We start from the raw sequence: 18956 nt of genomic DNA on the forward strand, positions 1-18956 counted from the left end.
GACGGGTGAACGCCTTGAAAATTTACGAAAAAGCGCCTGCTAAAATTAATTTGATGCTGGACGTTTTACATAAAAGAAGCGATGGATTCCATGAAGTTGAAATGATCATGACCATGGTCGATCTGGCTGATCGACTGGAAATGTCGGAGCTGCCGCGAGATACTATTTTCATCTCCAGTCAGGCGGGTTATATTCCGCTGGACGAGAAGAATCTGGCTTTCCAGGCAGCCAGACTCATTAAGGAGCGCTATAACGTGCGTACGGGCGTCCATATTCATCTGGATAAAAAGATTCCAGTTGCAGCCGGACTTGCCGGGGGCAGCAGTGATGCAGCAGCAGCGCTGCGTGGATTGAACCGTCTATGGCGGTTGAATATACCGGATCACGAACTGCAGGAGCTTGGAGCTGAACTCGGGTCGGATGTTCCATTCTGTATCACAGGAGGGACTGCACTCGCTACGGGCCGTGGTGAGAAGTTAACTCCCATTCCTAATCCGCCGCAATGCTGGGTGATTCTGGCCAAGCCTCCGATCAATGTGTCTACAGCCGATGTCTACGGACGTTTCCGCAGTGACAAGATTGTTCGTCATCCGAGTGCGGCTAAAATGGAGCAGGCTATTCGCAGCCAATCATTTACGGAAGTATGTAACCAGATGGGCAATGTACTTGAAGATGTAACGTTGAAACTGTATCCGGAAGTTCAGCATCTGAAGGATGCCATGATTCGATTGGGTGCAGACGGCGTGTTAATGTCCGGTAGCGGTCCAACGGTATTTGGGCTGGTCTCCAAAGAATCGAAGGTTGCCCGGGTATATAATGGTCTGCGTGGTTTCTGTAAAGAAGTGTACGCTGTACGTATGTTGACGTAAAATTCGCTTTTATAATGTACAAACACGTATAAAGGTGGTATATTTTTAAATAATTATTCGGATTTGGATGTTTCCGTGATCGTGAGGATGGATCTCTGTGAAGAAGTTAAAACGAAGCGCAAGGCTGGTTGAAATGACGCAATACTTATTGTCCAGACCGCATACGGTTATTCCGTTGACCACATTTGCCGAACGTTATGGTGCCGCAAAGTCTTCAATTAGTGAAGATTTGGCGATTATCAAAGAAGTGTTCGAAGAAGGTGGGTCAGGAGAACTGCATACACTGGCTGGAGCAGCCGGGGGAGTAAGATGGATTCCGAAGGTATCCCGAGAATTGGCACTGGCATTTGCGGAGCGGCTCTCGACCCAGCTCGCGCAACCTGATCGGATCTTGCCTGGAGAATACCTGTACATGTCCGACTTGCTTGGTCAGCCCGCATTGATGAATGAAGCCGGCAAGATTTTTGCAACGGCCTTTGGCAATATGAATATTGATGTGGTTATGACGGTAGAAACCAAAGGAATTCCACTGGCTTATGCGACCGGAGCCCAGCTCAACCTGCCTGTCGTGCTCGTACGCAGGGACCATCAGGCTACAGAAGGATCGGCCGTAAGTATCAATTATGTATCCGGGTCCCATAAAAGTCTGCATACCATGTCCCTCTCTCGTAGGGCGATGCGTGAGCATTCCAGAGTACTTATTGTGGATGACTTCATGAAGGCCGGGGGTACGGTGCAAGGAATGATCGATCTTTTGGCCGAGTTTAATGCTACAGTTGCCGGGGTAGGGGTACTGGTGGAATCTGGTTCTGTAGATTCAGAAGAACGTCTGTTAACAGATTACGTATCTCTGGCGAAACTGACAGCGGTTGATGCCAAGAGCAGACAGATTTCCGTCAAGCCTGGCAACTATTTTGACCTGTAGAAAGATGACGAATGTTATGTCGTTAAAAGGTCTTTTCCATCGACCTGGCATGAACGTTGTCGAATTGTGTATTAAATAAAAAAATTCCTGAAATTAGGAAATTTTTGTGGTTATAAAAAGAAGGAGTTCGTATATGCTGTGTGGAATTATACACCAAGTTCTGATGGAAAAAGGTGGTGAACACACACATGCAAATTACGGATGTCAGACTCCGCCGTGTTAACTCGGAGGGGAGAATGAAGGCTATCGCATCCATTACCATCGATAACGAATTCGTCGTTCATGACATTCGTGTCATTGATGGTAACAACGGAATGTTTGTTGCTATGCCGAGCAAGCGTACTCCTGATGGAGAGTTCCGTGATATCGCCCACCCGATCTCTTCCGGTACGCGTGAGAAGATTCAGGCAGCAGTTTTGACTGAATACGATCGTGCGGCAACTGAGGAAGAAGTCATTGAAGAAGGTGCCTGAGAACATTATTGGGGTTCGAAGGAAAAGAGAGCCATGTCTTATGGCTCTCTTTTCTTTTTGACCGGAATAAGATATATTCAGTATTGAGTTTATTAGCAGAGAACAAAAAGCGCATCGTGCGCTTGGTGGCAGGGCGGCATCTTAGGAATCATCGGGATTCGGTTAAGCTCGCAGGTACACGGCGTATACATATAGGTCACGATTCGTTGGTGTCCGCGTTGTTACGTGTGATTACAGAGACAGCAGGCGATGAACAGGACCGGCTTGAAGCCGGCTGAACGATACTCATTGGATATAGATCAGCAATGCATTTCAATGGGATTTTCAGAACAGGAGGTCGTTAATTTTGAAACGAATGGCAATCGTTCTTGCCGCAGGGCAAGGAAAACGAATGAAATCAAAATTGTACAAAGTACTGCATCCCGTATGCGGTAAACCTATGGTTGGACATGTGCTGGATGCAGCACTCAGCGCAGGCGTTGAACGCAGTGTAGTTGTAGTCGGTCATGGTGCCGAAGCGGTGCAGTCATTTTTGGGTTCCAGAGCAGAGTATGCACTCCAGGCAGAACAACTGGGTACAGGTCATGCAGTGAAGCAGGTTAAATCTTTGCTTGGCGGCGAGACAGGTTCTACAATTGTGGTCTGTGGAGATACACCGCTTGTGACCAGTGAGACGTTGGAAGGTCTGATGAAGCTGCATGAGAGCAGCGGAGCAGCAGCCACAGTTCTTACGGCTCAGTTGGACAATCCCAAAGGTTATGGCCGCGTCATTCGCGGAGAAGATGGATCTGTACAACGGATTGTGGAACAAAAGGATTGCACAGAGCAGGAAGATGCTGTGAATGAGATTAACACAGGCACATACTGTTTTGATAATGCAAAATTGTTCGCTGCCTTGGAAAAAGTGACAAACCAGAACGCTCAGGGAGAGTATTATCTCACAGACGTAGTTGGCATTTTCCGCAATGATGGAGAAGTGGTTGAAGCTTACATGTCGGATGACATCGCAGAATCCATCGGGGTTAATGACCGACTTGCACTTTCGCAAGCCGAAGCCTTCATGCGTGAACGTCTTGCCGTACGCCATATGTTGAACGGTGTTACAATCATTGATCCGTCATCGACATATATCGGAGCGGATGTTACGATTGGATCAGATACAGTTTTGTATCCGGGGACGATTCTCAAAGGCACAACTTCCATCGGTGAAGCATGTCATATTGGTCCTCAGGCAGATGTGGAAGACAGCATTATTCAGGACGGAGTTACGATTAAACATTCGGTAGTATCCAATGCCGAGGTTGGTTCTGATGCAACGGTAGGTCCATTTGCTAATTTGCGTCCAGGGACTAAACTGGGTCGCAACGTAAAAATTGGTGACTTTGTTGAAGTGAAAAATGCTACAATTGATGAAGGTTCCAAAGTATCTCATCTCAGCTATATCGGAGATGCCAAAGTAGGGAAAAACGTAAATGTTGGATGCGGGGCAATAACTGTCAATTATGATGGTTATAATAAAGCTGTGACAACGATTGAAGATGATGCTTTTGTAGGCAGCAACGTCAATCTGATTGCACCGATTACGGTAGGAAAAGGCGCTTATGTGGTTGCTGGCTCCACCGTTACCCATTCCGTTCCCGAGAATGATCTGGCTATTGCTCGTCCACGTCAGGAGAATAAACCTGGTTATGCGGAGAAGATTCGCGGACGTGCCAAAGCCAAGAAACAAAATGCCAAACCCCAATAAGGGGTTTTGATAACAAGATTGCCTCCCGAAGATCGGGGAGGTGCCGACATGTCGCAGACGCTTATTGATTCCAATGAACCAGCACGGAGGGTTTTTATTTTATGACTTATTTTGATTCGAAATTAAAAATATTTACTTGCAATTCTAACCCCAAGCTTGCCCATCAAATTGCTGATTATATCGGGATCCCTATGGGTGAATCTCACACAACCAGCTTTAGTGATGGCGAGATTCAAGTGAAACTCTCCGAGAGTGTTCGGGGTTGTCACGTTTATATCGTGCAGTCCACTTGCTTGCCGGTTAATGATAACCTGATGGAAATGCTCGTTATGATTGATGCACTCAAACGGGCATCTGCCAAGACGATTAACGTCGTTATTCCTTACTATGGCTATGCAAGACAGGATCGCAAGGCACGTTCGCGTGACCCTATTACAGCGAAACTGGTTGCTAACCTGATTGAAAAAGCGGGTGCAACCCGTGTCATCGCGATGGACTTGCATGCAATGCAGATCCAGGGATTCTTCGACATTCCGGTCGACCATTTGCTTGGCGTGCCAATTCTGGCTCAATATTTCCGGTCGAAACAGATCGAAAATCCAGTTGTCGTGTCGCCTGACCACGGTGGCGTAGTGCGTGCACGTAAATTGGCTGATTTCCTGAATGCACCCCTGGCGATTATCGATAAACGTCGTCCTGAGCCAAATGTGAGCGAAGTGATGAACATTATCGGTAACATCGAGGGTAAAACAGCCATCCTGATCGATGACATTATTGACACGGCGGGAACGATTGTACTGGGAGCGAATGCTCTGATGGAAGGCGGCGTAAAAGAAGTATACGCGTGCTGTACTCACCCGGTATTGTCCGGACCTGCGATGGAACGTTTGGAGAATGCACCATTGAAGGAAGTTATCGTAACGGATACCATTCCAATTACGCATGCTAATCCGACAAGCAAACTCAAAGTGTTGTCTGTAGCGCCTTTGCTCGGAGAAGCGATTATCCGGGTTCATGAGGAATTGTCAATCAGCAAGCTGTTTGAAATTGAATAAGGATGTCTGCATAAAGTAGTAGAGGGGTTACGTTTTCCGGTTCAATGGAAAATGTAACCCCTGTCGGCGTGCCGTTTTTATTAATAGTGAAACAGACGCTGGTCAGTCCATATAATTTGAACTACTACTTTACACAATAACGGAGAGGGCAGAAAAGATCTGAAGAAGTGAAGCGTTCGCCTTTATCACCGGATTTTCCCTTTGAAAAGTGAATCAAAAAAATCTGGGGATAACAGCGATCGGAAGATGTTTCTGCACGCGCAGTGATCCAGTGTAAAATGGTTCGTTCATCTTATATGGTTAATACCCGGGGCGGGAGATAAATCGGAAACGACGCCGATGAAAAAGCGTGTCGGCAATTTCGACGAATTGATTATCGAAACGTGTGATTAGACCAATCTCAATATGGGTGTCGCGGTCGTATACCTGTACAGGTACGTGATATTCGAGATGATAGATAAAATCGCTATGTTGAGTCAGTTGTCCATTGTCTTCGCGCAAAACCCGCTCACCTTCCTGGGTCGATAAAATATGAACTGTAAATACTACAGTAAATCGATCTTTACTTTCCTGATATTATATGAAATATAAGATTCGAAGTCTATGCCTCACCTCAGGCTAATCCGAAGGAGGGAACAAGATGAAGTGGATTGTCGGACTTGGAAATCCAGGCTCGAACTATGCCAAAACCCGTCATAATATCGGTTTTATGGCACTGGATCGGTTGGCTGATCGTCATAATATCTCCATCACACAGAGTAAATGTAAGGCGCTGATTGGAGAAGGTAATATTGGCGGTGTGAAAACCGTACTGATCAAACCAATGACCTATATGAACTTGTCTGGTGAATCGGTTCGAGCATATATGGATTTTTATAAAGTTAGTCTTGAAGATCTGATTGTTGTGTACGACGACATGGATACAGAGATTGGCAAAGTCAGATTGCGTTACCAAGGTAGTGCAGGCGGACATAATGGGATCAAGTCCATTATTCAGCATACCGGTACACAGCAGTTTAACCGGGTACGCATGGGAATATCCCGGCCTGAACCAGGACATGCCATTGTTGATTATGTACTGTCGACATTCATGAAGAAAGAAAAGGAAGCCCTGGATCAGACCATTGAGCAAACATGTGATGCTCTGGAGCATAGCTTGACTCATACGTTTGAACAAACAATGGCGAAGTTTAACGGTTAATTTTGTAAGACATACTGGTAAAATGATCATAAAAGACGGGTTCGATTCAGCCATACTGGACATACTGGATGTATAAACCATGTTCAGGAGGCATAAACATGTCAGTGAATTACGTATGTAGGCATTGCCGTACCTTTATTGGACGAATCGATTCTGCCCGGATAACGGAAGTAGAGCTTGGCTTTCATTTCTTGACCCCCGACGAGCGGAGGGATATAATAGCGTATAATTCCGGTGGTGACATTACCGTTCGGATTACATGTGATTACTGTAAGGAAGCCCTGGAGCACAATCCGGAGCTTAGCCTGCTCGCGAGTCCGCTTCAGTAGACATCGCCCGTACAGGATCGAATGACAGTTGAGGGCGGTTGCGTAATAACGCTCCACCTTTTATAGCCTTGGCAGCCTGCTGAGGCTTCTTTTCAGTTGGCATGAAAGCCATGACTAGCTCGAAATCAGGCTCAGCCGCATCAACAGATGTGGCAATGTTGCGAGTAATCCGATATGATGAAACAGGACAAAAAGGAATTTGTATCCATTTTAATAGTGATGCTACGCGTATGCGTGAGATAATCAAGTAAGTTATAAGAGAGGTGCCCCTTTTGTTACAAGCACTTATACAGGCTTTTTCCAAAGATCCGGACTTCGGGTCCATTACAGCCGGAATCAAGTCCGGCATGAAGGAACAATTGGTTTCGGGTCTATCCGGCTCCGCGCGTCAGATTATGCTGGCTGCTCTGCATCAGGAAATGAACCGACCATTGCTCGTAGTAACACATAATATGTTTTCAGCTCAAAAAATTGCAGAAGATTTACAGGAAGCGCTTTCACCTGATCAGGTGTTAATCTATCCTGCCAACGAACTTGTCGCTGCGGAAGCTGCTGTTTCCAGCCCGGAAACATTGGGTCAGCGTATTGATGTGTTGGTCCGCTGCGCCCAGGGATTCAGGGGCGTTGTTGTTATTCCTTTTTCCGGGGTAAGACGTTATGTTCCGCTTCCGGAAGTGATGGCCAATGCTCGAATTTTGATTAAACAGGGCAACACACTTCAACTGGACTCCTTCCTGCTGGAGATGGTAAAGCTCGGATATGAGCGTGTGGAGCGCGTGGAATCTCGTGGTGAGATGAGTGTACGCGGAGGTATCATCGATTTCTATCCGGTTACTTCATCGATCGCATATCGAGTGGAGTTATTTGATGACGAAATCGATTCCATTCGGACATTTGACCCGGCCGATCAGCGTTCAATTGAACGGATTGAAGAGATTACGGTTTTGCCATGCAAGGAATTAATTGCAGATCGTGAGCGGATGGAAAAGGCTGCCGATGCGGCTGCTCTTTTGCTCGAACAACAGCTGGAGAAAATGTCGGACCGGCAGGCGAAGCTGCGTCTTCGTGAAGAAATTCACCGGGAGATTGAGCTTTTGCGGGAGCACGTGTATTTCTCTGAAATGTATAAATATATCTCTCCGCTCTATCCGGAGAATAAAACGATTTACGACTATATGCCAGAAGATACCCTGCTGGTCCTTGATGAACCTGCCAGACTATCGGAGACATCCAAACAGCTGGACCGTGATGAATCGGAGTGGAATCTGCATCTGATGCAAAACGGAAAAACACTTCCGGATCTTCCATTATCCGCAGACGGTGATGAACTGTTGTATGAGCGTCCATTCCAGACGCTGTTTATGTCGATCTTTTTGCGTCAGGTTCCACATACCCAACCACAGAACATTCTGAACTTCATCAGTCGTGGCATGCAGGATTTCCATGGACAGATGAATGTTCTGAAGGCAGAGATGGAGCGCTGGCAGAAGGCCGGAGTTCAAGTGCTCATGCTGGCGAACGGTGAGGAGCGACTCGAGCGGATGCGCCGGGTACTGATGGACTATGATATTCCAGAGCCAGAGATGATGATTGGTAACTTGCAAACGGGATTTGAAATGCCGTCCATTCATTTGGCTGTCGTGACCGAGGGCGAGATGTTCTCGCAAAAACAGCGTAAAGTACGCAAACCGATTCGGAATGTAGACAATGCTGAACGGATCAAATCCTATAGCGAGCTAAAAGTGGGCGATTATGTCGTTCACCAGAACCACGGGATTGGTAAGTACCTGGGAATTGGCACCCTCGAGGTTGGCGGTATTCATAAGGACTACATGCATATTCTCTATGCGGGTGGAGACAAACTGTCTGTACCTATTGAGCAGATCGATCTGATTCAGAAATATGTTGGTTCCGAAGAAAAAGAACCGAAAATATACAAGCTGGGCGGCAATGAGTGGACACGGGTTAAAAATAAAGTCCGCACATCCGTACAGGATATTGCTGATGATCTGATTAAGCTGTATGCAGAGCGTCAGACCTCCAAAGGGTTTGGATTCGACAAGGATTCTGCGGAGCAGCAAGAGTTTGAGGACATGTTCCCTTATGATGAGACACGTGATCAGGTGCGTGCGATCGAAGAAATCAAGAAGGACATGGAACAAAACCGTCCAATGGATCGTTTATTGTGTGGGGATGTTGGTTACGGCAAAACCGAGGTGGCTATTCGGGCTGCATTTAAAGCAGCTATTGAAGGCAAACAGGTGGCTGTACTCGTGCCAACAACCATTTTGGCACAGCAGCATTTTGAGACGTTCCGTGAGCGCTTCTCCGGTTATCCGTTCAACATTCATGTGCTTAGCCGGTTCCGCTCCCGTAAAGAGCAGAATGAAACAGCCAAAGGCATCAAGGCAGGCACAGTGGATATTGTCATCGGGACGCATCGATTGCTGTCGCAGGATCTGGTGTTCAAGGACCTGGGACTGCTCATTGTTGATGAAGAACAGCGCTTCGGTGTAACCCATAAGGAAAAACTGAAGAAGCTGAAAACCAATGTGGACGTGCTGACACTGACGGCAACGCCGATTCCACGTACGCTTCATATGTCCATGCTGGGTGTGCGTGATCTGTCCGTTATCGAGACTCCACCAGAGAATCGTTTCCCGGTGCAGACCTATGTGGTTGAACACAGCCAAGCGCTTGTTCGTGAAGCGATTGAGCGTGAGCTTGCCCGTGGTGGGCAAGTGTATTACCTCTACAACCGTGTTCAGGGAATTCAGGAGATGGCTGCCGAAATTTCTGAGCTTGTGCCTGAAGCCAAGGTTGGTGTGGGACATGGTCAGATGTCGGAAACAGAGCTGGAGAAAACGATTCTGGACTTCCTGGATGGTGAATATGACGTGCTTGTGAGCACAAGTATCATCGAGACCGGGGTAGATATTCCGAACGTAAATACATTGATCGTACATGATGCGGATAAAATGGGACTCTCCCAGCTGTATCAGCTGCGCGGACGTGTGGGTCGTTCCAACCGTATTGCGTATGCCTATTTTACGTACCAACGGGATAAAGTCCTTACTGAAGTTGCTGAGAAACGTCTGCAATCAATTAAAGAATTCACCGAACTGGGTTCAGGATTCAAAATCGCCATGCGTGACTTGTCGATTCGTGGTGCGGGAAATCTGCTAGGAGCGGAGCAGCATGGTTTCATCGCTTCCGTCGGGTTTGATCTGTATTCCCAGATGCTCGCGGAGGAGATCAACAAACGCAAAGTTACGATGCTTGGCGAGGAGCCGGTACCTTCCGACCAGTGGAACACAACGCTGGATCTCAGTATCGATGCCTACTTGCCGTCCGATTATATCTATGACAGTATTCAGAAGATTGAGATCTACAAAAAAGTGGCGGTCATTGCATCCTTCGACGATGCGATGGAGTTGGAAGACGAATTGGTTGACCGGTTCGGTGATCTTCCGGAAGCCGTCATTAACTTGCTGGCTGTTGCGCGGATGAAAGTATACGGCAAAATCTACGGTATTGAGTCCATTTCCCAACGTGGTGAAGACATTACCGTGAAGTTCTATGAAGGGCGTGAACATGCCTTTGAACTCTCGAAAATCGCGCACATTGGAAATCAGTTCGAAAGACGTGTACAATTTGAACAAGGACCCCATATGCTGATTCACGCTAAAGGCAAGGGGCTTGGGGATAAGCAACTGATGGAGCTGGTAGAGAAAATTCTGGAGTCCATGAAAACTGCTTTTAAATCAAAGGGGGAACTAAAGGATGTTACCAAAGTATAAAAAAGTAGGAAAAGTACTGTCTGTGAGCATGGTCGCAGTACTATCCTTATCACTGCTTGCTGCATGTGGCAAGAAGGAAGAAGCAAAAACACCGGAATCGACGGATACAAGTGCTGTAGTCGCTACGTATGATGGTGGTACTATTACAGCCAATGAATTCGACATGGAGCAACGTGTCATGAAATTCCTCTATCCGGAGTATGCACAAATGATGGATATGGACGATTTCAAAGAGTATCTGGTGAAACAGGAAGTTGCTTATGAATATCTGAGTGGCAAAGCAAGCGAAGATGCCAAAACAGCCGGTACAAAAGCGGCAACTGAGCAATTCGATAAAATGAAAGCTTCTGTTCAGGCAGATCAATGGACAGAAATGCTCAAAGCTCAGAACCTGACAGACGATAACATTAAAAACTACATGACTCGGATCATGACAGTAATCAAAGATAAAGAAACAGGCGTTACGGACGATGCAATCAAGGCAGAGTTTGAGAAAAACAAAGATCAGTTCACAACGGCTTCCGTTCGTCACGTGCTGATTAACTTCACAGATCCAAAAACGCAAAAAGAGCGTAAAAAAGAAGATGCACTTAAAATTGCAAAAGAAGTAAAAACCAAGTTGGATGGCGGAGCTGATTTTGCTGAAATTGCAAAAAAATATTCCGAAGATCCAGGTTCTGCTGAAAAGGGTGGATTGTATGAAAATACACCTGTAGGTAGCTGGGTAGAGGCATTTAAGGAAGCTGCAAAAACGTTGCCACTGAACAAAATCAGTGATCCAGTAGAGACAGAGTACGGTTACCACGTCATGAAAGTGGAAGCTCGTACAGAAGCTGACTTTGCCAAATTGACGGCTGAACAAAAAGAAAGTCTGAAGAGCCAATTGGCTGCAGCTGAAATCGATACGTTCATGCAAAATGAATTGGATAAAATCGTAAAAGAAGTTAAACTGCCAAAAACAGAAAAAGCTGAAGAAGGTACAACTGAAGGTACTACGGGTACAGGAACTGAAGGAGAGAAAACAACCGAACCAAAAACGGATGACTCCACAGGTACGGATACCAAGACTGACCAAGGTACGACTGGAACAGACAAAGATGCAACTACAGATGAAGGTACAAGCAGCAAGTAAGTTGGTAAAATTGCTGTGTTAGCATACGTTTAGGGTTAAATTCGCCCGAATGAATGCCTTGTACTACGTAAATATGGACAACCATACAGAGAAGCAAGGGGAGGACTTAGGACCTCCTTCTTGCTTCTTCTTTTATATATTCAAGTCGTATGGGTACATGGTCGCCTTCTTCGAAAGTTACACAACTATATTCTCCGAAGCATGTATAAGGAAATGGGAACAGATGAATACTATGGTCAAGATATCACACTAAACGTTCTGGGACTTTCCTCTACCCATTAAGGAACAGTAGTTGAAAAATCTTCTCGAGAAAGTGGGGCAACATGTGAAATGAAAGCTACTGGTATTGTCCGCCGTATAGATGACCTTGGTCGTGTGGTCATTCCAAAAGAAATCCGCCGTACGTTACGTATTCGTGAAGGTGATCCACTGGAAATTTTCGTGGATCGTGATGGAGAAGTTATCCTTAAAAAATATTCGCCAATTGGCGAACTTGGTGATTTTGCCAAAGAATATGCAGAATCCCTGTATGAGAGTACAGGACATGTAACGATGATTTCTGACCGGGATACCATTATCACGGTGGCAGGTGGTTCGAAAAAAGAGTATTTGGACAAGCAGGTTGGTCAACTGTTAGAGGGATGTATGGAAAACAGAAAGACCATTTTGGAAACAAACAATGGTTCTTATGAGCTTAGCAAAGATCATGACGAGACGTTATCCTCTTTTGTTATTGCGCCGATTATTTCAGGTGGTGACCCCATCGGAACGGTTATTCTGTTCAATAAGGATGAATCCGTGAAGATGTCTCAGATGGAAGTGAAAATGTCCGAGACAGCTGCTGGTTTCCTTGGCAAGCAAATGGAACAATAGTTAGCAGATCAACTCCTGGTGCCCTGTCTTGGGCATACGGGAGTTTTTGCATTTTAAAGGACAACGAAGTTAAAGATTGTGATGGGGGAGGGTTAGTCTGTGTGCCTTCAGGCAGTTATAATAGCAAGGTATGCTTAAAAGGATTACGCGGGAGGGACTTATGAAACAGCCGTCTACAGGCTCAAGGCTGCTACAGGGTGCATTTGTACTTGGGCTTGCTGCCATTATCTCTAAAATTATTGGTGCTTTTCAGAAGATTCCGCTGCAGAATCTGGGGGGAGACGGTGTATTTGGCATTTACAATACGGTGTATCCGTTATATATGCTCATTATCACGCTTGCTGCTGCAGGACTGCCTCTGGCCGTATCCAAATTCGTAGCAGAACAGAACGCACTCGGAAGACCAGACGAGAGCAGAAGAATTATTCGACTATCTTCCCTACTGCTCGGGGGAATTGGAATTATAATGGCGCTCTTGATGTATGCAGGTGCGCCGCTGATCGCTGACATGATTGGCAACCGCCATGTGGCTCCATCGATTCGTGCAGCTTCATGGGCTTTGTTGTTCGTTCCGGTGATGACAGGGCTGCGTGGATATTTTCAGGGATTACAGCAGATGGTTCCAACAGCGGTATCACAAGTGGTGGAGCAGACGATACGTGTCACCGTCATGATTGTTCTGCTTCTGTGGTTGATGAGACGGGACGCTTCGCTTGAGACTATTGCCGCTGGTGCCATGATGGGCTCCGTTGCCGGCGGAATGGTTGGGCTGCTTACCATGTTAGGGTACATGGTCCGTCATCGGCGGAAAGGCAAGGAAGAGCGAACCGGGCAATTGGATTCGGAATGGAGCAGTAAAGGCGGGGAGGTTGGATCAGAACGTCAGGAGCGTCAAGAGCATCGGGAGCATAGGCCGGTTACGCCACAGAAGAAAACGGTGAGTGCTGTTAACCCCGCTATGGCAGAACGATCACGATCCAATGGTGAATGGATCAAGATGCTGCTCATGTATGCCATTCCCGTTTGTCTCGGGTCACTGGCCGTACCACTGATGAATCTGGTGGATACCTTCACCGTGCCCCGATTGCTGCGGGGAGAAGGACTGGATGAGCTTCAGTCGATGGTTTCCTTCGGCATCTACAACCGTGGATTGCCGCTGGTTCAACTGGTGACGATGCTGGCCACGTCACTATCTGTGCTGTTTATTCCGGCGATGGCGGAAGCCCGGTTAAAGGGCGGGCCAGAAGCCGTCCGGCAGCAAGCAGGCCTCGCGCTGCGCTGGTTCTGGTTGATCGGCCTGGCGGCATCCGCGGGTCTCGCGGTGCTGGCGGAGCCGATTAACCGCATGCTGTACGGAGATGCCGCAGGCACCGAAGCACTGCGGTACATGGCGCTGACGGCTGCGGGCAGCACCGTCAGCATAATTGGGGCGGCGCTGCTGCAAGGCCTCGGCGCCGTGCGCGCACCTGCGTTCAGCATGCTGGCCGCCGCAGGCGTCAAGGTGCTGCTGAACGTTATGCTTGTGCCGGCGCTGGGCATCAGCGGCGCGGCCCTGGCAGGCGCAGTCGCCTACATGCTGGCGGCTGGCCTGAATGTGGCGCTGCTGGCGCGACTTGTCGCCCTGCGCCCTGCCCCTGGCGCCGTCCTGGCGAAGCCGGCGCTGGTGATTGCCGCCATGAGTCTGGCGGCTGTAGGCACGGCCTGTGCCGCCGAAGCGGTACTCGGCGGCATGGGTATCGCGGCCGATCGCAGGCTGGCCGCGATGGGCGTGAGCCTGCTGGGCATTGCCGCAGGCTCTGCCGTGTTCTTGCTGGCGGCGGCCCGGACAGGGCTACTGACCGCCGCGGAGCTGGCGGCTGTGCCCAAGTTGGGGCCTCGCCTTGCCAAGCTGCTGCGCAGACTGCGTGTGCTGCGCTAGCTCCATGCTTACGGTGCTTCTATACCCAGCACAGCTAATATGCAATTATAGGATATCGAATGATTCTGGTATAATACGTGTAATTAGTCCTGTTCAGGCACGATGAATCAGTGAGCTTGCAACAGGATAGTCCGGATGGAGGTTTACGTAATGAGTGCAGCTTTAACCGTAGTGGGTCTTGGATCTGGAGATGCAGACCAACTGACCGTAGGTATTATCAAAAAAATGAAACATGCAGCTACGCTGTATGTACGTACCCTGGATCATCCCGTATTGAATGATCTGAAGCAAGAGGGGCTGAAGATGACATCATTTGATGCTATCTATGAGGCGAAGTCCTCCTTCCCCGAAGTATATGATGAGATCGCGAATCAACTGATAGAAGCCGCTCGCAAGGGTGAGGCCGGAACGGAGATTGTGTATGCCGTACCCGGTCATCCGATGGTAGCAGAAGCAAGTGTACGCCTGCTCAAAGAACGTTGTCCGCAGATGGGTATCTCATTGCGTGTCATGGGCGGGGAGAGCTTCCTGGACGAAGCTTTTATACGACTTGGATTCGATCCAATCGAAGGGTTTCAACTTCTGGATGCCAGCAGCCTGAACACAGAACTGGTACAACCACAGTTACATACGTTGATCGGACAAGTATACGATGTGTTCACTGCTTCGGATGTGAAGCTATGCCTGATGGAGGTTTACCCGGATGATTATCCGGTATTTGTTGGTCACGCGTTGGGTGTACAGGGCCAGGAGGTCATTCACAAGATTCCATTGCACGAACTGGACCGGATCGAAGGGTATGGCAATCTGTCACTAATCTATGTACCGAAGAACACCGATGATGCCTTGCGTCGTCGATCCTTTGCGCGTTTGCATGAGATCGTCAATATTCTTCGCAGTCCGGGTGGCTGTCCATGGGATCAGGAGCAGACGCATCAATCCATTCGCAAAAACCTGATTGAAGAGACCTATGAGGTCATTGAGACGATCGATGAGGATGACCCCGACCATATGAAAGAAGAGCTGGGTGATCTGCTGCTGCAGATTTTATTGCACTCCCAGATGGAAGAAGAAGTGGGCACATTTAACGTGTATGATGTCATCGAGGGTTTGAATGATAAGCTGATCTTCCGCCATCCACATGTGTTTGGCGATAATCAAGCAGAAGATGCGAATGAAGCTCTTCAGAACTGGGAACAGATGAAAGCAGAGGAGAAGAAGCGCAAAGGCCAGGATCAGGAGAAAGTTTCTGTGCTGGATGGTATACCGCGTGACTTGCCTGCATTGATGAAGGGATACAAGCTACAGAAGAAAGCAGCCAAGGTGGGCTTTGACTGGGATGATGTTGAAGGTGTGTTTGCCAAGATCGAGGAAGAATTGGCGGAGTTGAAAGAAGCGGTGCAACAAGGCCAGTCTGCGGAAGAACGGAAGCTTGAACTGGGGGATTTATTATTCGCAGCCGCGAACGTTGCAAGATTCATCGATACGGACCCGGAAGAGGCGCTTGCTGCGACCAACCGGAAGTTCGTTGGGCGGTTCCAGTATATCGAGGAGCGTTTGCGTGAACTGGGAAGAACACCAGCAGATAGCAATGTAGGAGAGATGGAGCAATTCTGGCAGGATGCGAAGAAGGCAGGATTATAAAGGGTTCAATTTTCTGGGAAAAGCCAGATAACTTTATTCCATTCATGCTATGCAGTGTGTTATGATAATACGAACATGTGTTCATCTGTGTAAACTGGAGTTGGTGTTTAGCGACGAATGGTTTCGGGTACTGGTCTTAGACTGTTGCCTGCGGACCATCGACAAAAAGCTAAAAAAAGTCGCGGACCAAGGCAGGATTTCAGATACCAAGCCAGAATACATGTGTAGTGACCTAACGCGAATCAGCGGCAATCGATGTATTGTCAGGAATCGCAGATACTTTTTTTTCAATTTGGGAGGCTTTTAAAAATGAACAAAACAGATCTGATTAACAACATTTCAACCAAAAGTGGTTTGACTAAAAAAGACGTTGAGTCCGTATTGAACGGCTTTTTGGGAGAAATTACAGATGCACTTGCCAGCGGAGACAAAGTACAATTGATCGGCTTTGGCACTTTTGAGACCCGCAAACGTTCCGGTCGTACCGGACGTAACCCACAAACAGGGAATGAGATCGTGATTCCTGAGTCCACTGTTCCTGCATTCAAAGCAGGCAACAAACTTAAAGAAGCCGTAAAATAATGCGTCTTGATAAATTCCTGAAGGTCTCCCGGCTAATCAAACGCCGCACTGTGGCCAAGGACGTCTCTGAACAGGGACGTGTTCTGGTGAACGGACGTGAAGCAAAGCCCAGCGCCGCTGTCAAAGTGGGCGATGAGCTGACGGTTCAGTTCGGTCAGAAACTGGTCACCGTGAGGGTGGAACGAATTGCTGAGAGTACCAAGAAGGATGAGGCGAGCAGCCTCTACACCTTGGTGAAGGAAGAGCCGATCGCCAAGGATAACGGGATGAACTGGTAACAGTACATCTGGTATTAAATATTCATTCAATGCAAGTTGAATCGAAACGTCCTCCTGTAACAGGGAAGGGCGTTTTTGTTTTTTACTGGATGCCGGGTTATTTGTTCAACAACGCTGGTTCTATTCCAACCTCCACATCCATAAGCTAGGTGTAAGAAGGAGGGGTACATGCCATGGTTGAGCACGGTAAGGCCAAACAGCATCATCTGAGCATGCAGAATCGGAAACTGCTGGATCTGACGGGTGTCTCCAACGTGGAGAGCTTCGACAGTGAGGAATTTTTGCTGCAGACTGAACTTGGGCATCTGACCATCCGGGGGCACAATTTACATATCAAAAACCTGAGCCTGGAGGAAGGTCTGTTATCCATTGAAGGCACAGTCAGTTCGCTCCAATATCTGGACCCCGGTTCCCAGTCCAAAAATGGTAAAGGCCTGTTTGGCAAGATGTTCCGATGAGTCCGGATACTCAATGGATCACATTGATGTGGATGCTTACCTCGGGGGTCGTAATGGGAATGGCCTACGACAGTTACCGGGTACTGTCCGGACAGCTGCGGTTTCCGAGATGGAGTATACACACGCTCGATCTGTTGTACTGGGTTGCTTCCGCGCTGTTCGTTTTTCGGATGCTATACGCCGGAAACCACGGACAGTTGCGGTTTTATGTCTTTTTGGGGCTGATTATAGGGGTTTGCTTCTATTTTTGGCTTTTAAGTGTTACAACCCAGCGTTTTGTGGTAATGTTAATTAAACTCGCAAGAACGCTGATTCATTGGTGTGGACATATCCTTAACATCCTGATCGTTATGCCGGTTAAAGGAATTTATAAGTTAATTCGCGTATTATTCGGTTTTGTAATTGCGATACTATTATTCCTGGGCAGGCTGGTGCTGCAGTGTTTGGTACCTTTCGGCAAGTTGTTCCGCTGGATGTTTAGGCCGCTCCTGAAACATTGGGTAACGCCACGCTTCATGATCCGTGTGGGTACAAGAATTGCAGCGATGTGGAAACGCTGGTTTTAAGGAGGTCCGTAATGGGTAAAACACCTGTGGGCAGATCAAAGGCTCCAACTAACCAAGGAAAATCTGCCGGTGCAAAAAGGCGCCTCATGCTTTGGATGACGTTTATGATTGTATTTGTAATATGGGCAGGATATACATTCCTTGTGCAGACTGCACAAATTTCGGACAAGAGTTCTCATCTGGCCACTCAGCAAGCTTCAAAGGAAGATACGTTGAAGAAGCTGGAACAGTTGAAGTACGAAGTCAGCCGGTTGAATGACCCTGAATACATAGGACAGCTGGCACGGAAAAAAGGATATTATCTTCCTGAGGAAACGCCGATCCAGGTTGAAGAGTCAGGGAACTGATGGAATTCGGTCTATTACCGAGCTAGGTCTGTTATCCGTGTGTCTGAAGCCGTTAAACCGGAAAAAATAGGCTCTCTGATGGGGTAGTGTTCAGTTGACCTTGGTTTACGGCATAAGGTATAATTACATTAGCGCAGCATTGATTTTGGCATTCAAAAAATCGGGTTGTATATTTTTAAGGGAGGATCATTTTATTCTATGGCAATTGAAGTGGGCACCAAGTTAGAGGGCAAGGTGACAGGAATCACGCATTTTGGAGCATTTGTGGATCTGTCAGGAGGTGTCACGGGTCTCGTTCACATCTCGGAAATCGCCGACAATTACGTCAAAGATGTCAACGACCACCTGAAGCTGAATGACCTCGTTACAGTGAAGGTTATCAACGTTGACAAGGATGGCAAGATCGGACTTTCCATTAAGCAAGCTGTTGACAAACCGGTTGAGCAACAAACCCAATCTAGACCCCCGAGAGCTCCTAGACCGGAACGCAGTGGAGGAGATCGCGAACGATTCAGCGGCGGAGGCCCAAGTGGTGGCCAAGGTCGTGGTGGTGGCGGCGGTGGATTTAACCGTGGTGACCGCGGAGGCCGTTCTTTCAAGCCCGCAGCAGGCAAACCTTCATTTGAGGATAAAATGTCACGCTTCCTGAAAGATAGTGAAGAGCGGATCTCTTCGCTTAAGAAGAACACAGAAGGCAAACGCGGAGGCCGTGGAGCCAAGCGTGTGTAATCTGTCACAACCTGATCTAAACATATAAGT

The 18956-nt window shown here is 47.7% G+C and carries 20 protein-coding genes; 19 read left to right on the forward strand and 1 reads right to left on the reverse strand.

What is annotated here, in order from left to right:
• The first annotated feature begins 14 nt into the window (after positions 1-14).
• The 6 genes from ispE to NZ043_RS09520 all read left to right on the forward strand — a co-directional run bounded on the left by ispE (position 15) and on the right by NZ043_RS09520 (position 5069).
• Positions 15-869, forward strand: coding sequence for a 4-(cytidine 5'-diphospho)-2-C-methyl-D-erythritol kinase (gene ispE / locus NZ043_RS09495; protein WP_133387510.1), 855 nt, complete (start codon positions 15-17; stop codon positions 867-869).
• Positions 870-966: 97 nt separating this feature from the next.
• On the forward strand, positions 967-1794 hold the full coding sequence (purR, locus tag NZ043_RS09500; RefSeq protein ID WP_017691373.1) for a pur operon repressor: 828 nt from the start codon (positions 967-969) through the stop codon (positions 1792-1794).
• 188 nt (positions 1795-1982) lie between these two features.
• Positions 1983-2267, forward strand: coding sequence for a septation regulator SpoVG (spoVG, locus tag NZ043_RS09505; protein ID WP_017691372.1), 285 nt, complete (start codon positions 1983-1985; stop codon positions 2265-2267).
• Between the two features lie 83 nt (positions 2268-2350).
• A complete protein-coding gene (locus tag NZ043_RS09510; RefSeq protein ID WP_133387509.1) occupies positions 2351-2545 on the forward strand; it encodes a hypothetical protein in 195 nt (64 codons plus the stop codon).
• A gap of 68 nt (positions 2546-2613) precedes the next feature.
• Positions 2614-4014, forward strand: a complete 1401-nt coding sequence (glmU, locus tag NZ043_RS09515; protein ID WP_091039102.1) for a bifunctional UDP-N-acetylglucosamine diphosphorylase/glucosamine-1-phosphate N-acetyltransferase GlmU — start codon at positions 2614-2616, stop codon at positions 4012-4014.
• A gap of 101 nt (positions 4015-4115) precedes the next feature.
• Positions 4116-5069: a ribose-phosphate diphosphokinase gene (locus NZ043_RS09520; RefSeq protein ID WP_017691370.1), complete on the forward strand. Its 954-nt coding sequence runs from the start codon at positions 4116-4118 to the stop codon at positions 5067-5069.
• 300 nt (positions 5070-5369) lie between these two features.
• Here the strand turns inward: NZ043_RS09520 and NZ043_RS09525 are convergent, their stop codons facing one another.
• Positions 5370-5570, reverse strand: a complete 201-nt coding sequence (locus tag NZ043_RS09525; protein WP_024633712.1) for a hypothetical protein — start codon at positions 5568-5570, stop codon at positions 5370-5372.
• A gap of 139 nt (positions 5571-5709) precedes the next feature.
• Here NZ043_RS09525 and pth point away from each other — a divergent pair, with 139 nt between their 5' ends.
• The 13 genes from pth (at position 5710) to NZ043_RS09590 (ending at position 18926) form a co-directional block, all read left to right on the forward strand.
• A complete protein-coding gene (gene pth / locus NZ043_RS09530) occupies positions 5710-6270 on the forward strand; it encodes an aminoacyl-tRNA hydrolase (protein ID WP_091039104.1) in 561 nt (186 codons plus the stop codon).
• Between the two features lie 98 nt (positions 6271-6368).
• Positions 6369-6599, forward strand: a complete 231-nt coding sequence (locus tag NZ043_RS09535; RefSeq protein ID WP_017691368.1) for an anti-sigma-F factor Fin family protein — start codon at positions 6369-6371, stop codon at positions 6597-6599.
• Positions 6600-6871: 272 nt separating this feature from the next.
• Positions 6872-10399: a transcription-repair coupling factor gene (mfd, locus tag NZ043_RS09540; RefSeq protein ID WP_339311598.1), complete on the forward strand. Its 3528-nt coding sequence runs from the start codon at positions 6872-6874 to the stop codon at positions 10397-10399.
• Entirely contained in the window at positions 10383-11531 is a 1149-nt protein-coding gene (locus tag NZ043_RS09545; protein WP_091039108.1) for a peptidylprolyl isomerase, read from the forward strand. The genes mfd and NZ043_RS09545 overlap by 17 nt, the downstream gene beginning before the upstream one ends.
• A gap of 330 nt (positions 11532-11861) precedes the next feature.
• Entirely contained in the window at positions 11862-12404 is a 543-nt protein-coding gene (gene spoVT, locus NZ043_RS09550) for a stage V sporulation protein T (protein ID WP_036606123.1), read from the forward strand.
• Positions 12405-12564: 160 nt separating this feature from the next.
• The gene (locus NZ043_RS09555; RefSeq protein ID WP_339311600.1) at positions 12565-14322 is read left to right on the forward strand and encodes a polysaccharide biosynthesis protein; all 1758 of its coding nucleotides are present in this window, start codon (positions 12565-12567) and stop codon (positions 14320-14322) included.
• 150 nt (positions 14323-14472) lie between these two features.
• Positions 14473-15966, forward strand: coding sequence for a nucleoside triphosphate pyrophosphohydrolase (gene mazG / locus NZ043_RS09560; protein ID WP_339311602.1), 1494 nt, complete (start codon positions 14473-14475; stop codon positions 15964-15966).
• Positions 15967-16275: 309 nt separating this feature from the next.
• Positions 16276-16548: an HU family DNA-binding protein gene (locus NZ043_RS09565; RefSeq protein WP_017691362.1), complete on the forward strand. Its 273-nt coding sequence runs from the start codon at positions 16276-16278 to the stop codon at positions 16546-16548.
• On the forward strand, positions 16548-16826 hold the full coding sequence (locus NZ043_RS09570) for an RNA-binding S4 domain-containing protein (protein WP_017691361.1): 279 nt from the start codon (positions 16548-16550) through the stop codon (positions 16824-16826). Before NZ043_RS09565 ends, NZ043_RS09570 begins: the two co-directional genes overlap by 1 nt.
• Positions 16827-16999: 173 nt before the next feature.
• Positions 17000-17284, forward strand: a complete 285-nt coding sequence (gene yabP, locus NZ043_RS09575) for a sporulation protein YabP (protein ID WP_036606119.1) — start codon at positions 17000-17002, stop codon at positions 17282-17284.
• Positions 17281-17850: a spore cortex biosynthesis protein YabQ gene (gene yabQ, locus NZ043_RS09580; RefSeq protein ID WP_091039114.1), complete on the forward strand. Its 570-nt coding sequence runs from the start codon at positions 17281-17283 to the stop codon at positions 17848-17850. Before yabP ends, yabQ begins: the two co-directional genes overlap by 4 nt.
• Positions 17851-17861: 11 nt before the next feature.
• Positions 17862-18197 carry a septum formation initiator family protein gene (locus tag NZ043_RS09585; protein ID WP_017691358.1) on the forward strand — a complete coding sequence of 112 codons (336 nt, stop codon included), beginning with the start codon at positions 17862-17864 and terminating at the stop codon, positions 18195-18197.
• Positions 18198-18395: 198 nt separating this feature from the next.
• Positions 18396-18926, forward strand: coding sequence for a S1 domain-containing RNA-binding protein (locus tag NZ043_RS09590; RefSeq protein WP_017691357.1), 531 nt, complete (start codon positions 18396-18398; stop codon positions 18924-18926).
• The last annotated feature ends 30 nt before the right edge of the window (positions 18927-18956 follow it).

Source organism: Paenibacillus sp. FSL k6-2145 (assembly GCF_037976585.1).
GTDB lineage: Bacteria > Bacillota > Bacilli > Paenibacillales > Paenibacillaceae > Paenibacillus.

Bases quoted from the DNA above. Each gene is read 5' to 3' on its own strand.
- yabQ (WP_091039114.1), top strand. From the start codon at position 17,281: ATGAGTCCGGATACTCAATGGATCACATTGATGTGGATGCTTACCTCG.
- NZ043_RS09570 (WP_017691361.1), top strand. From the start codon at position 16,548: ATGCGTCTTGATAAATTCCTGAAGGTCTCCCGGCTAATCAAACGCCGC.
- pth (WP_091039104.1), top strand. From the start codon at position 5,710: ATGAAGTGGATTGTCGGACTTGGAAATCCAGGCTCGAACTATGCCAAA.
- spoVT (WP_036606123.1), top strand. From the start codon at position 11,862: ATGAAAGCTACTGGTATTGTCCGCCGTATAGATGACCTTGGTCGTGTG.
- NZ043_RS09590 (WP_017691357.1), top strand. From the start codon at position 18,396: ATGGCAATTGAAGTGGGCACCAAGTTAGAGGGCAAGGTGACAGGAATC.
- NZ043_RS09545 (WP_091039108.1), top strand. From the start codon at position 10,383: ATGTTACCAAAGTATAAAAAAGTAGGAAAAGTACTGTCTGTGAGCATG.
- NZ043_RS09585 (WP_017691358.1), top strand. From the start codon at position 17,862: ATGGGTAAAACACCTGTGGGCAGATCAAAGGCTCCAACTAACCAAGGA.
- NZ043_RS09555 (WP_339311600.1), top strand. From the start codon at position 12,565: ATGAAACAGCCGTCTACAGGCTCAAGGCTGCTACAGGGTGCATTTGTA.
- spoVG (WP_017691372.1), top strand. From the start codon at position 1,983: ATGCAAATTACGGATGTCAGACTCCGCCGTGTTAACTCGGAGGGGAGA.
- NZ043_RS09520 (WP_017691370.1), top strand. From the start codon at position 4,116: ATGACTTATTTTGATTCGAAATTAAAAATATTTACTTGCAATTCTAAC.
- yabP (WP_036606119.1), top strand. From the start codon at position 17,000: ATGGTTGAGCACGGTAAGGCCAAACAGCATCATCTGAGCATGCAGAAT.
- NZ043_RS09565 (WP_017691362.1), top strand. From the start codon at position 16,276: ATGAACAAAACAGATCTGATTAACAACATTTCAACCAAAAGTGGTTTG.
- mazG (WP_339311602.1), top strand. From the start codon at position 14,473: ATGAGTGCAGCTTTAACCGTAGTGGGTCTTGGATCTGGAGATGCAGAC.
- NZ043_RS09535 (WP_017691368.1), top strand. From the start codon at position 6,369: ATGTCAGTGAATTACGTATGTAGGCATTGCCGTACCTTTATTGGACGA.